Source organism: Mesorhizobium sp. M1066 (assembly GCF_040318635.1).
Taxonomy (GTDB): domain Bacteria; phylum Pseudomonadota; class Alphaproteobacteria; order Rhizobiales; family Rhizobiaceae; genus Mesorhizobium.
Genome location: NZ_JAMYMR010000001.1, coordinates 78,433 through 91,844, shown reverse-complemented (window position 1 = coordinate 91,844; position 13,412 = coordinate 78,433). Strand labels below are relative to the sequence as shown.

The 13,412-nt window shown below is 63.6% G+C and carries 11 protein-coding genes and 1 tRNA gene; 5 read left to right on the top strand and 7 right to left on the bottom strand.

Annotated features, from left to right (window positions below; genetic code table 11):
* Positions 1-3: 3 nt before the first annotated feature.
* The 5 genes from araD to NKH52_RS00385 form a co-directional block, all read right to left on the bottom strand.
* Entirely contained in the window at positions 4-1,716 is a 1,713-nt protein-coding gene (araD, locus tag NKH52_RS00405) for an L-arabinonate dehydratase (RefSeq protein ID WP_352732526.1), read from the bottom strand.
* A 14-nt stretch (positions 1,717-1,730) separates the two neighbouring features.
* Positions 1,731-2,510, bottom strand: coding sequence for an SDR family oxidoreductase (locus NKH52_RS00400; RefSeq protein ID WP_352732529.1), 780 nt, complete (start codon positions 2,508-2,510; stop codon positions 1,731-1,733).
* A gap of 15 nt (positions 2,511-2,525) precedes the next feature.
* Positions 2,526-3,476, bottom strand: a complete 951-nt coding sequence (gene araH / locus NKH52_RS00395; protein WP_127289814.1) for an L-arabinose ABC transporter permease AraH — start codon at positions 3,474-3,476, stop codon at positions 2,526-2,528.
* Positions 3,477-3,486: 10 nt separating this feature from the next.
* Positions 3,487-4,998: an L-arabinose ABC transporter ATP-binding protein AraG gene (araG, locus tag NKH52_RS00390; RefSeq protein WP_352732532.1), complete on the bottom strand. Its 1,512-nt coding sequence runs from the start codon at positions 4,996-4,998 to the stop codon at positions 3,487-3,489.
* A gap of 70 nt (positions 4,999-5,068) precedes the next feature.
* Entirely contained in the window at positions 5,069-6,058 is a 990-nt protein-coding gene (locus NKH52_RS00385; protein WP_352732535.1) for an arabinose ABC transporter substrate-binding protein, read from the bottom strand.
* A gap of 200 nt (positions 6,059-6,258) precedes the next feature.
* On the opposite strand from NKH52_RS00385, the gene NKH52_RS00380 reads away from it, so the two are divergent.
* Both NKH52_RS00380 and dgoD read left to right on the top strand, forming a co-directional pair.
* Positions 6,259-7,005, top strand: a complete 747-nt coding sequence (locus NKH52_RS00380; RefSeq protein ID WP_352732538.1) for a FadR/GntR family transcriptional regulator — start codon at positions 6,259-6,261, stop codon at positions 7,003-7,005.
* A gap of 8 nt (positions 7,006-7,013) precedes the next feature.
* Entirely contained in the window at positions 7,014-8,162 is a 1,149-nt protein-coding gene (gene dgoD, locus NKH52_RS00375) for a galactonate dehydratase (protein ID WP_352732541.1), read from the top strand.
* Between the two features lie 187 nt (positions 8,163-8,349).
* On the opposite strand, the gene NKH52_RS00370 is transcribed toward dgoD, so the two are convergent.
* Both NKH52_RS00370 and NKH52_RS00365 read right to left on the bottom strand, forming a co-directional pair.
* Positions 8,350-8,425 (bottom strand) — tRNA-Ala (locus NKH52_RS00370).
* Between the two features lie 173 nt (positions 8,426-8,598).
* Positions 8,599-8,988: a TIGR02300 family protein gene (locus tag NKH52_RS00365; protein ID WP_023811519.1), complete on the bottom strand. Its 390-nt coding sequence runs from the start codon at positions 8,986-8,988 to the stop codon at positions 8,599-8,601.
* Positions 8,989-9,194: 206 nt separating this feature from the next.
* Here NKH52_RS00365 and aroA point away from each other — a divergent pair, with 206 nt between their 5' ends.
* The 3 genes from aroA (at position 9,195) to rpsA (ending at position 13,367) form a co-directional block, all read left to right on the top strand.
* The gene (aroA, locus tag NKH52_RS00360; protein ID WP_352732544.1) at positions 9,195-10,553 is read left to right on the top strand and encodes a 3-phosphoshikimate 1-carboxyvinyltransferase; all 1,359 of its coding nucleotides are present in this window, start codon (positions 9,195-9,197) and stop codon (positions 10,551-10,553) included.
* 256 nt (positions 10,554-10,809) lie between these two features.
* Positions 10,810-11,460, top strand: a complete 651-nt coding sequence (gene cmk, locus NKH52_RS00355; RefSeq protein ID WP_352732547.1) for a (d)CMP kinase — start codon at positions 10,810-10,812, stop codon at positions 11,458-11,460.
* 209 nt (positions 11,461-11,669) lie between these two features.
* A complete protein-coding gene (rpsA, locus tag NKH52_RS00350; RefSeq protein WP_023811516.1) occupies positions 11,670-13,367 on the top strand; it encodes a 30S ribosomal protein S1 in 1,698 nt (565 codons plus the stop codon).
* Positions 13,368-13,412: the final 45 nt, after the last annotated feature.

Sequence of the window (13,412 nt, the reverse complement as noted above, 5' to 3'; positions counted from 1 at the left end):
GCCTCAATGGCTTTCGCGAGGGATAGCATGGCCACGGCATCCGACGAGAAAGTCGAGATCGGCGCCGCGATCCGCCTGCAGAACATGGTCGACATAAAGTCCCTGATAGCCGCCGCGCATCGCCGGCTCCGGCGGAGCCCAGGATGTCCGCCGCCGCGCCAGTTCCTGTTCCGATACGTCGAGATGCAGCTTTCTTGCTTCGACATCGAGTTCGATGAAGTCGCCGCTCCTGACCAGCGCCAGCGGACCGCCGACGGCGGCTTCCGGTGCAGCGTGCAGAACGACGGTGCCGAAGGCGGTGCCGGACATGCGGGCGTCGGAGATGCGTATCATGTCGCGGACGCCTTGCTTCAGCAGCTTCCGAGGCAGAGCCATGTTGCCGACCTCGGCCATCCCCGGATAGCCCTTGGGGCCGCAATTCTTCAGCACCATGACCGAGCTCTCGTCGATATCGAGCGCGGGATCGTCGACGCGCGCCTTGTAGTCGTCGATGTCCTCGAACACGACGGCGCGGCCGCGATGCTTCATCAATCCTGGCGACGCGGCTGAAGGTTTGATGATGGCGCCGTCCGGCGCCAGATTGCCGCGCAGCACCGCGATGCCGCCCTGGGCGGTAAGCGCCTTGTCGCGCGGGCGGATAACCTCGGGATTGTAGTTTTGGGCATCGGCGATGTTGTCGCGCATAGTCTTGCCGGTGACCGTCAGCGCGTCGAGATCGAGCAGATCGGCGATCTCTTTCATGACGGCCGGAATGCCGCCGGCGTAGCAGAAATCCTCCATCAGGAAGCGACCGGACGGCATCAGGTCGAGGATGGTCGGCACGTCGCGGCCATATCTGTCCCAATCGTCCAACGTCAGTTCGGTGCCGACGCGGCCGGCAATGGCGATGAGATGCACGACCGCATTGGTCGAGCCGCCGATCGCGCCGTTGACGCGGATGGCGTTGGCGAAAGCCGCCTTCTTGAGGATCGCCGACGGGCGCAGATCCTCGTTGACCATCTCGACGATGCGCCGCCCCGTCATGCGGGCGATGCGGCTGCGGCGCGCGTCGACCGCCGGATAGGCGGCGTTGCCCGGCAGCGCCAGGCCGAGCGCCTCGACCATCGAGGCCATGGTCGAGGCCGTGCCCATGGTCATGCAGTGACCGGGCGAGCGCGACATGGCGCTCTCGGCATTGGCGAAGTCCTGCTCGCTCATCACGCCGGCGCGGACATCCTCCGAGAATTTCCAGACGTCGGTGCCGGAGCCGATCTCGCGGCCCTGGAAGCGGCCATTGAGCATCGGTCCGCCGGAGATGACGATCGACGGCAGGTCGCAGGATGCCGCACCCATGACCAGCGACGGCGTGGTCTTGTCGCAGCCGGCCATCAGCACCACGCCATCCATCGGATTGCCGCGGATCGCCTCCTCGACATCCATCGAGGCGAGGTTGCGAAACAGCATCGCCGTTGGCCGCAGATTGGATTCGCCGCAGGAGAAGACCGGGAATTCCAGCGGCAATCCGCCGGCTTCCAGGACGCCGGCCTTGATGTGCTCGATCAGGCCACGGAAATGGACGTGGCAAGGCGTGAATTCGGAGAAGGTGTTGCAGATGCCGATCACCGGGCGGCCGTCGAAGGCATCGTCGGGCAGGCCATTGTTCTTCATCCAGCTGCGGTGGATGAAGGCATCCTTGCCTTGGCCGCCGAACCAATGCTGCGATCGTCTCTTGGTCATGGTCGTTACGGCGTTCAGGCGGGATGCTGGAGCTGGCTCAGCCCGCCATCGACGACGAGCGTCGCTGCATTCATGAACAGGCATTCGTCGGAGATCATGAACACCGCGGCAAGCGCGATCTCGCGCGCCGTGGCGATGCGGCCGCCGGGATGCAGCGCCATGGTGTTGGCGCGTGCTGCGGCCGGATCGGCAAAGCTGTTCCAGTAGTCGATCGCCTTCTGCGTCTCGACATAGCCCGGCGCCAGCGCGTTCACGCGCACGCCTTGCGCCGCATATTCGAGTGCCAGCGATTTGGTCAGGCCGAGCAGCGCGTGCTTGGCGACCGGATAGGGGAAGGTGTGCGGGATGATGGTGAAGCTGTGCGTCGAGGCGATGTTGAGGATGGCGCCACCGCCGCTCGCGATCATGCCCGGCAGCACCGCCTTGCTGCAGTTCCAGGCTCCCTTGACGTTGACGTCGAAGTTGCGGTTCCACTCTTCCTCGGTCGCCTCGAGCGGCGTCGAGAACACATTGACCCCGGCATTGTTGATCAGCGCGTTGATGTGGCCGATTTCGTCGGTCGCTTGGCCGACGGCAGTGGCAATCGCGGCTCCGTCGCTGATGTCGGCTGCCGCATGCCCGACATGGCCGTGCGGCGCGGCAAGGCCGGCGACGGCCTTGTCCAGCAGTGCGCCGTCGCGGTCGACGAGGAACAGTCTTGCACCTTCGGCAAGGCAGGCCTCGGCGATGGCCAGCCCGATGCCTTGCGCGGCGCCGGTCAGGAAGATGCGTTTGCCGGAAAGGCGCTCAGCCATTTTTGTCCCTCCAGCTTAGCGCCGGCCCAGTGCCGACGAGCGCAGATTGTCGAGCAGCACGGCCAGCAGCAGGATCACGCCACGTACGATGTACTGGTAGAAGGCCGGGATGTTGAGAAGGTTCATGGCGTTTTCGGCGATGCCCATGATCAGCACGCCGACGATGACGCCCGACATGGTGGCGCGGCCGCCGGCGAGCGAGACGCCGCCGAGCACGCAGGCCGAAATGACCGAGAGTTCCAGCCCGACCGCCGCGTTGGGCTGGCCCGAGGTGATGCGCGACGCCAGCAGGATGCCGGCGATACCGCAGACGACGCCCTGCAGCGCGAATATCCAGATGCGTGTCCAGTCGACATTGACACCGGCCAGACGCGAGGCCTCAGGATTGCCGCCGATGGCCAGCGTGTTCTTGCCGAAGACGGTGCGGTTGAGCACGAAACCGAAAATGCAAAACAGAATGGCAAGCACCCAGACCGGCGTCGGTATGCCGAGCAGTTTCGAGAGCGCCAGCTGATAGAAATCCGAGCTGTTGATGCCGACGGCGCGGCCGTCGGACGCGATCAGCGCAAAGCCGCGCACGATCTGCATGGTGGCCAGCGTCGTGATCAGCGCGTTGATGCGAAATTTGGCGATGACAACGCCGTTGATGAAGCCGACGAAAGCGCCGCAGGCGATTGCCGCCAGCAGGCCAAGCAGGATCGAGCCGGTGTAGTTCGATGCCATGACGGCGACCATGCCGGCAAAGGCGACGATGGAGCCGACCGACAGGTCGAAGTCGCGCGCGGCGAGGCAGAACATCATGGTGCAGGCGACGATGCCGACGGTGACCACCGACTGCAGCAGGCCGAGCATGTTGCGGTCCGTAAGGAAGTTCGGCACCAGAGCCGACACCAGCGCGAAGGCGACGACGAAGATGACGACGAGGCCCTGTTCGCCGAGCAGGATTTTTTTCAACTGGTCGGTCATGCCAAAGTCCTCAGGATGCGATCGCGTCGGGAGTTTTCTGATCGGGGAGAGCGGCGGCCAGGATCGCCCTTTCGGCGAACTGGTCGCGGGTGAGTTCAGCGCTGACGCGGCCACCGCACATCACCAGAATACGGTCGCAGATGCCCATCACTTCCGGCAGTTCGGACGAGACCACGACGATCGCCATGCCGTCCTGCGCAAGCTGGTAGAGCAATTCGTAGATTTCCGATTTGGCCCCTACGTCGATGCCGCGCGTCGGTTCGTCGACAATGAGAACCCGCACCCCTTGTTCGGACAGCCAGCGGCCAAGGATGACCTTCTGCTGGTTGCCGCCGGAGAGGTTGATGATGTCCTGCTTGCGCGACGGCGTGCGCACCTTGAGCTTCTTGATGAAGGTTTCGGCGGTGGCGATCTCGCTGGCGCGGTTGAGCACGCCGAAGCGCGTGTGATGGCGCCGCGACGAGATGTTGATGTTCTCCTCGACCGAGCGGCCCTGGATGATGCCGTCATGCTTGCGGTCCTCCGAGCACAGCACGATGCCGGCCCGAATCGTGCCACGCGGATCGCTGGCTCGGACCAGCTTGCCGTCGACGTTGATGGTGCCGCCCGAGCGCGGATCGGCGCCATAGACCAGTCGCATCAGTTCCGAGCGCCCGGCGCCGATCAGGCCGAAGAAGCCGACGATCTCGCCTGCCCTCGCCTCGAAACTGGCCGGCGTCTTCAGTTTGGGGCCGCTGAGAGCGTCGACCTTCAGGCGGACATCGCCCGTTTTTCGTGCGCGAAAACCCCAGATATCCGAAATCTCGCGGCCGACCATCTCGGCGACGACCTGGTCGCGGGTGACGCCTTTCAGCGACGCATGGTGCGCCGCGAGCTTGCCGTCGCGCAGCACGGTCAGGCTGTCGCAGAGCCGGAACACTTCGTCGAGCCTGTGCGAGACATAGATGATGACCTTGCCTTCGCCGCGCAGGCGGTCGATCAGGGCAAACAGGATTTCGCTTTCGCGCGAGGACAGTGACGAGGTCGGTTCGTCCAGCGCAATAACGCGTGCGTCGAGCATGACCGCCTTGGCGATCTCGACCATCTGGCGTTCGCCGATCGACAGCGTCTTGACCTTGCGGCGCATGTCGATGTCGATACCGGCCGATTTCAGCTTGGCGCCGACGTCGTCCAGCATCCGGCGGCCGGCGATGATGCCGGCGTTGGCGGGGAAACGACCGAGGCTGAGGTTTTCGGCAACGGTGAGTTCAGGAACGAGTTGCAGTTCCTGATGAATGACAATGACGCCATTGTCGAAGGCATCCCGGGTCGAGGTATAGGCCTGAACCCTGCCGTCGATGCGGATCTCGCCCTGATCGGCATGCTGGTCGCCGGACAGGATCTTGATCAGGGTGGATTTGCCGGCGCCGTTCTCGCCCATCAGGCCATGCACGGCGCCTTTGTCGACACCGAACGAGACGTCCGACAGCGCCTTGACGCCCGGATAGGTCTTGGTGATGTGCGAGAAGTCGAGAAAGGACACGGGCAGCGATCCTCTTATGGAATGGCAAACAGGCGGCGGGATGAGCCGCCGCCTGTTTGTACAGGGAGGATTATTCGATGCCGAGACCCTGGCGGACCTTCTGGTAGTCGTCGCGCTTGGCGAGTGCACCCGAGGTCAGGATCAGCTTCTCCGGTTCCTTGTTGTTGGCAACCCAGTCATACATGTTGAGCGCCGTCTCGTAGCCATGACGCTTCGGCGAGATGATCACGGTGCCGACGAAGCCGGTGGCCGTCGGCTTCTTAAACTCGTTGATCGCCGAATCCGCGCCGCCAATGCCAACACCGATCATGGCATCCGCCGGAATGCCAACGCTTTCGGCTGCACGCACGGCGCCGAGCACCGCCTCGTCGTTGAGGCCGAAGGAGACCCACGTCTTGATGTCGGCATGGGCGTTGAGCACGACGGTCGCCGCATTGAGGGCAGCTTCCGTGTCGGTCTTGGCCTGCGGGGCGTCAAAAATGTTCTCGGCCTTGAAGCCGTTTGCCTTGAGCACCGAGATGGCACCTTCGACGCGATCGACGGCGGTCGGCAGTTGGTCGTAGGAGACGCGGATGGCGCCAACCTCGTCGACTTTCCAGCCGCGCGCCTTCATTTCGTCGACGATCGCCTGGCCGACGGCTTCGCCGATCTTGGTGGCCGAAATGCCCATATGCGGCACGTCTTCGAGCGCCTTGCCGTCGGCGCCGACCAGACGGTCGTCGACAGTCATCAGCTTGAGATTGTTGGCGGCGGCCTTGGCGACGATGCCGGGGCCAAGCTTCACGTCCGGTGTGCAGACGATGAAGCCCTGGGCGCCCTGGGCGCCGAGATTGTCGATCGCCGACATCAGCTTCTCACCGTCCTCGGCGCCGATCTTGACCAGGGTAAAACCCTTTTCCTTGGCGGCCTGGTCGGCGAACTTCCATTCGTCCTGGAACCACGGCTCCTCGGGCTGTTTGACGATGAAGCCGATCTTGGTGTCCTGAGCATATGCAGCGATGGTCGTGACGGACAGCGCGGCAAGCGCGCCCGCGACGAGCGCGGTCTTTAGAAGTCGCATGATTACCTCCCAGCGATAGACCGGGCGCTCAGCCCGGATGCCGGAGTCTCTAATCGCTTTTATCATACTCGTCAATTGATCTGGTATGATAATTAATGTACATGCTCTGACCAGCGGTCGCTGGCGCAATTGATCCGCATCCGTTAAGGCCGGACCGGTTGTGCGAAACCAGCGGTTCGCCGCCTTGGAGGAGGGCTGAGGTGACCGGGACTTTGAAGAAACCGCAAGGCGACACAGCCACTCGCCGCCCGCGCGTCATGCCCGATGTGACCAAGGCAATGGCCTCAGACATCTTTTCCGGGCGCTACCCGGCCGGATCCTCCTTGCCGACCGAAAACGAACTCGGCGTCGAATATGGTGTCAGCCGCACTGTCATCCGCGAGGCCCTGAAAGTGTTGGCGGCAAAGGGGCTGGTGCTGTCGCGGCCGCGCGTCGGCACGATCGTCTGCAACGAGGACGACTGGAACATTATCGACCCACAGGTGCTGGCCTGGCACGCGCCGCACGCGCTGGACGACAAGCTCTTCGACGCCATTCTTGAAACGCGCCGGGCCATCGAGCCGCTGGTTGCCGAACTGGCTGCCACGCGCGCGACGCTGCAGGAGATCGCCGATCTGGAGGCCGCCTGGCGCGGCATGGCCAGCGCCGGCGAGGATCTCGCCGCCTTCTCGCGCAGCGACATCGCTTTCCACCAGATCGTCTATGCCGCGAGCCACAACCCGATCTTTCGCCAGATCGGCAATCTCATCGACACCGGGCTGAAATTCTCGCTCGAGGCCACGGCGGTGATTTCGCTCAACCGGCGCATGGAGGCCGTGGCGGCGCACCGCGAGGTGGTCGAAGCGCTGCGCATGCGCAATGCCGAGGCGGCGCGTGGGGCCGCAAACAAGATCCTCGACCTTGCGGCGCGCGACCTCGTCAGCGCCAAGAAACTCAAGAGCAACTGAGACTGCGCATGAAAATCATCTCGCTCACCACCTACATCGTTCCGCCGCGCTGGCTGTTCCTGAAGATCGAGACCGATGCCGGCGTCACCGGCTGGGGCGAGCCGGTCGTCGAGGGCCGGGCGCTGACCGTCGAGGCAGCGGTCAAGGAGCTTGGCGATTACCTCATCGGCAAGGATCCCCGCCTGATCGAGGACCACTGGACGGTGATGCACCGCGGCGGCTTCTACCGTGGCGGGCCGATCCTGATGAGCGCCATTGCGGGCATCGACCAGGCACTGTGGGATATCAAGGGCAAGGCGCTCGGCGTTCCCGTGCATGAGTTGCTCGGCGGCAAGCTGCGCGACACGATCAAGGTCTATTCCTGGATCGGAGGGGACCGGCCGGCCGAAGTGGCCGCTGGTGCGAAGGAAATGGTTGCACGCGGTTTCCTGGCGTTGAAGATGAACGGCACCGAGGAACTGCAGATCGTCGACAGCCATGACAAGATCGACGCCGCTGTCGAACGCATCGCCATGGTGCGCGAGGCCGTCGGACCCAACATCGGCATCGCCGTCGATTTCCACGGCCGCGTCCACCGGCCGATGGCGCGCGCCCTGGTCAAGGAGCTCGAGCCCTACAGGCTGATGTTCATCGAGGAGCCGGTGCTCAGCGAAAACCGCGAGGCGCTGAAGGAGATCGCCGCGCTCGGCTCGACGCCGATCGCGCTCGGCGAGCGGCTCTACAGCCGCTGGGACTTCAAGTCGGTGTTCGAGGAAGGCGTCGTCGACATCATCCAGCCCGATTTGTCGCATGCCGGCGGCATCACCGAATGCCGCAAGATCGCGGCGATGGCGGAAGCCTATGACGTGGCGGTGGCGCCGCACTGCCCGCTCGGGCCGATCGCGCTTGCCGCGTGCCTGCAGCTCGACGCGGTCAGCTACAACTGCTTCATCCAGGAGCAGAGCCTCGGCATCCACTACAACGCCTCCAACGACCTGCTCGACTATGCCGCCAACAAGGATGTCTTCCGCTACGAGGATGGCTATGTCGCCATCCCCGACGGCCCGGGCCTGGGTGTCGAGATCGACGAGGAGTATGTCAAGGAACGCGCCAAGGAAGGCCACCGCTGGCGCAACCCTGTCTGGCGCCACAAAGACGGCTCCTTCGCCGAGTGGTGATCGGGCTGGCTTCTCTAAGCGCTCCATGAACAGCGAAGACTTTGTCCGGCGAGCAGTTGCTCTCGGGAAATGACTGGTTCGTTCCGTTTGATGGAGGCTCTTTCAGCGGCGTTGCCTGAACTGACCATCAAACGCAGATGACCGCAGTACGGCACATTCATCGGCTGCGAATTGCAGAGGGACTGTTTGGTGGAGCCAATCGGGATCGAACCGACGACCTCTTGAATGCCATTCAAGCGCTCTCCCAACTGAGCTATGGCCCCACTTCCGGCAGTCAACCGGCGCCGTTTCCGGCGAAGAGATCCGGCGCGGGTTGGAGACCGCGCCGTTAGTGCAGGCGGCTTCTAACCCCGCCCTTCTCAGATATCAAGCCTTCGAGAGCCCCTTTTTCTTCGCAGGCCGCGAAAGCCTGCAAACGCCCGCGTTCAACGCCCGATCAGACCTCGTCGTCGTCGTCGCCGACGCCGATCATGTCGGCAACGTCGTCATCTTCTTCCTCTTCGTCCGCGAGGAAGGTGTCATCCTCGTCGTCGCCCAGGTCGACGTCATCCTCGTCGTCGCCGAGATCCGGCAGGTCGTCGCCCTTGGCGTCCTCGTCGGCCTCTTCAAGCGAGACGACCTCAACGCCCTCTTCTTCCTCGGCGTCCACTTCCTTCTCGGCCACTTCCTCTTCCTCCTCGAGAGCGGCAATCTTGCCTTCCTCGAAATAGGAACGCGGATAGGTCTTGCCGGTGTAGGGCGAGACGATCGGGTCCTTGTTCAGGTCGTAGAATTTTCGGCCCGTCTCCGGGTCGATACGTTTTGTGCCAAGTTCGGTTTTTGCCACGGCAAGCCTCGTCAATAAAAGAGTGGTCCCCTTAACCACAGTTTGCAGCGCTGTCAAAGCGAAAAGCCGGCGTCACAAAACCATACGTTGAAAGGCGTCGCGTCAGTGACGACCATGGGGGATGACCATTTCGGCCCGCCGTGATACGAGACCGCCGCAACAAATGAAAAGCGCCGGCCTGCCGGCATTCCGTCCAGGGAAATTCCATGTCTCACGCCGCCGCGCCCAAGCCGGCCACCGCCCGCCGATCGTCAGCCCTTTCTGGTATCGCGCGCGTGCCTGGCGACAAGTCGATCTCGCACCGCTCCTTCATGTTCGGCGGCCTCGCCTCGGGCGAGACCCGCATCACCGGCCTGCTCGAAGGCGAGGACGTGATGCGCACAGGTGCTGCCATGAAGGCTATGGGCGCACATATCGAGAAGAACGGCGACGAGTGGGTGATCCGCGGCACAGGCAATGGCGCACTGCTGCAGCCGGAAGGCCCGCTCGATTTCGGCAATGCCGGCACCGGCTCGCGGCTCACCATGGGCCTTGTCGGCACCTATGACATGGAAACGACCTTCATCGGCGATGCCTCGCTGTCTGGCCGGCCGATGGGCCGCGTGCTGGAACCCTTGCGCCAGATGGGCGTGCAGGTGTTGAAGGCGACGCCGGGCGACCGCATGCCGATCACGCTGCATGGGCCAAAGCATGCCGCGCCGATCACCTATCGTGTGCCGATGGCCTCGGCGCAGGTGAAGTCCGCTGTGCTGCTCGCCGGTCTCAACACGCCCGGCATCACCACGGTGATCGAGCCGGTGATGACACGCGACCACACCGAAAAGATGCTGAAGGGTTTTGGCGCCAATCTGTCGGTCGAAACCGACGAACGCGGCGTGCGCCACATCTTCATCGAAGGCCAGGGCAGACTGACCGGCCAGACCATCGCCGTGCCGGGTGACCCGTCGTCGGCCGGCTTCCCGCTGGTGGCCGCCCTGATCGTGCCGGGTTCGGACATCACAATCGAAAACGTGCTGATGAACCCGACCCGCACCGGCCTGCTTTTGACGCTGCAGGAAATGGGCGGCAACATCGAAATCCTCAACCCGCGCAATGCCGGCGGCGAGGATGTCGCCGATCTGCGCGTGCGCTACTCCGAACTGAAGGGCGTCGCCGTGCCGCCCGAGCGGGCGCCGTCGATGATCGACGAGTATCCGGTGCTTGCGGTCGCTGCCAGCTTCGCCGAGGGTGAAACGCTGATGCAGGGGCTGGAGGAACTGCGGGTGAAGGAATCCGACCGGCTGTCGGCCGTCGCCAACGGACTGAAGCTCAACGGCGTCGACTGCACCGAGGGCGAGGCTTCGCTTGCGGTGCGCGGAAAACCGGGCGGCAAGGGCCTTGGCGGCCATCCGAACGGCCAGGACACGACCGTGCAGACCCATCTCGACCACCGCATCGCCATGAGCTTTCTGGTCATGGGGCTGGCGACGGAAAAGCCGGTTACCATCGACGATCAGGCGATGATCGCGACGAGCTTTCCGGAGTTCATGGGCCTGATGAAGGCGCTGGGCGCGGAGATCGGGTGACGGTCGTGGCAACCAATAGCCTTGGCACGTTGGCGGGACAACACCCCCCTCTGTCCTGCCGGACATCTCCCCCGCAAGGGGGGAGATCAGCCGTTATCTCGGTTTTCGCCAATCGCCGACTGTATAAAATTCCGCGGAGCGTCAAAGCTGCCAATCTCCCCCCTTGCGGGGGAGATGTCCGGCAGGACAGAGGGGGGTGTGAAGGATCGCGGCGCCCGTCTTCTTCATCGCACCTGTCAATCGCGGCGGCCGGCCAATGACACACGTCTTCATCATCGCCATCGACGGTCCGGCCGGCGCCGGCAAAGGCACCCTTGCCCGGCGGCTGGCCGACCACTACCGGCTGAACCTGCTCGACACCGGTCTCACCTATCGCGCCGTCGCCTATGCGCTGCTCCAGCACGCGCTGCCGCTCGACAATGTCTCGGCGGCCGAAACCGCTGCCCGCCAAGTCGACTTGGCAAAGCTCGACCGCGCGGTGCTGTCGGTGCATGCGGTCGGCGAGGCGGCCTCCAAGGTCGCGGTGTATCCGACGGTGCGGCGCATCCTCGTCGAAAAGCAGCGCGACTTCGCCAAGACGCCGCCGGGCGCGGTGCTCGACGGGCGCGACATCGGCACCGTTGTCTGCCCCGACGCCGACATCAAACTCTATGTGACAGCCAGCGCCGAGGTGCGGGCACAGCGCCGGCTGGCAGAGATCGAGAGCATCGGCGGGACCGCTGATTTCACCGAAATCCTCGCCGATATCGTGCGCCGCGACGAACGCGACATGGGTCGAGCGGACTCACCGTTGAAGCCGGCGGCCGACGCGCACTTGCTTGATACCAGCGAAATGGCTATAGAAGCCGCGTTTCTTGCAGCCATGGCGATCATAGACGACGTGCTGGCCAAAAGAGACAAGGCCTGATCCGGGTTTTCCCTCGTATTTCCGTTGTCGGAGGCGAAGAAAATACCCATATCGGGCACGAACCAGCCTGCCAGCATTCTTCATGCGCCGGAATTGCCGCTTAAAGAGCGGCCCAGGGTTTTTGTAGCCCGGAACGCCGGCAGGCCAACGCAACGCTAACCCACGGCGCCCGTCCCGCTTTTTAGATGCGGGGCACTCCAGGAGAAACAATGTCAGCTGCAAATCCCACTCGCGACGATTTCGCGAGCCTGCTCGAAGAATCTTTTACCGCCGGCCATTCCGGCGAAGGCCAGGTCGTCAAGGGCATCATCACCGCCATTGAAAAAGACATGGCTATCATCGACGTCGGCCTCAAGGTCGAAGGCCGCGTGCCGCTGAAGGAATTCGGCGTCAAGGGCAAGGACACCACCCTCAAGGTTGGTGACACCGTCGAAGTCTATGTCGAGCGCATCGAAAACGCGCTTGGCGAAGCGATGCTTTCACGTGAAAAGGCCCGCCGCGAAGAGAGCTGGGTCCGTCTCGAAGAGAAGTTCACCAAGGGTGAGCGCGTCGAAGGCGTCATCTTCAACCAGGTCAAGGGCGGCTTCACCGTCGACCTCGACGGCGCCGTGGCCTTCCTGCCGCGCAGCCAGGTCGATATCCGCCCGATCCGCGACGTCTCCCCGCTGATGCACAACCCGCAGCCCTTCGAGATCCTCAAGATGGATCGCCGCCGCGGCAACATCGTGGTGTCGCGCCGTACCGTGCTTGAGGAGAGCCGCGCCGAACAGCGTTCGGAAATCGTGCAGAACCTCGAAGAAGGCCAGGTTGTCGAAGGCGTCGTCAAGAACATCACCGATTATGGTGCGTTCGTCGACCTCGGCGGCATCGACGGCCTGCTACATGTCACCGACATGGCATGGCGCCGCGTCAACCATCCGACCGAAATCCTCAACATCGGTCAGACGGTCAAGGTGCAGATCATCCGCATCAACCAGGAAACCCACCGCATCTCGCTCGGCATGAAGCAGCTCGAGAGCGATCCGTGGTCCGAGATCGGCACCAAGTTCCCGATCGGCAAGAAGATCAAGGGTACCGTCACCAACATCACCGACTACGGCGCGTTCGTCGAGCTGGAGCCGGGCATCGAGGGTCTCATCCACGTTTCGGAAATGTCGTGGACGAAGAAGAACGTGCATCCCGGCAAGATCCTGTCGACGACCCAGGAAGTCGACGTGGTGGTGCTCGAGGTCGATCCGGCCAAGCGCCGCATCTCGCTCGGCCTCAAGCAGACGCTCGAGAATCCGTGGCAGGCTTTCGCCTCGAGCCATCCGGTCGGCAGCCAGGTCGAGGGCGAGGTCAAGAACAAGACCGAGTTCGGCCTGTTCATCGGCCTCGAAGGCGACGTGGACGGCATGGTGCACCTTTCCGACCTCGACTGGACCCGTCCGGGCGAGCAGGTCATCGAAGAGTACAATCGCGGCGACATGGTCAAGGCGCAGGTGCTCGACGTCGACATCGACAAGGAGCGCATCTCGCTAGGCATCAAGCAGCTGGCCAAGGATACGGTTGGCGAAGCGGCGACTTCAGGCGAACTGCGCAAGAACGCGGTCGTCACCTGCGAAGTCATCGGCGTCAAGGATGGCGGTCTGGAAGTGCGGCTGGTCGACAGCGGCATCGAGACCTTCATCAAGCGCTCCGATCTGAGCCGTGACCGCGACGAGCAGCGCCCCGAGCGCTTCACCGTCGGCCAGAAGGTCGATGCCCGCGTCATCGCCTTCGACAAGAAGACCCGCAAGCTGCAGGTCTCGATCAAGGCGCTGGAAATCGCCGAAGAGAAGGAAGCCGTCGCTCAGTACGGCTCGACCGACTCCGGCGCTTCGCTGGGCGACATCCTGGGTGCCGCGCTGAAGAAGCAGGGCAGCTAAGTCCTTCGCACCGCGAAGTCCTTCGCGAAGCGAAGTTCTTCACAG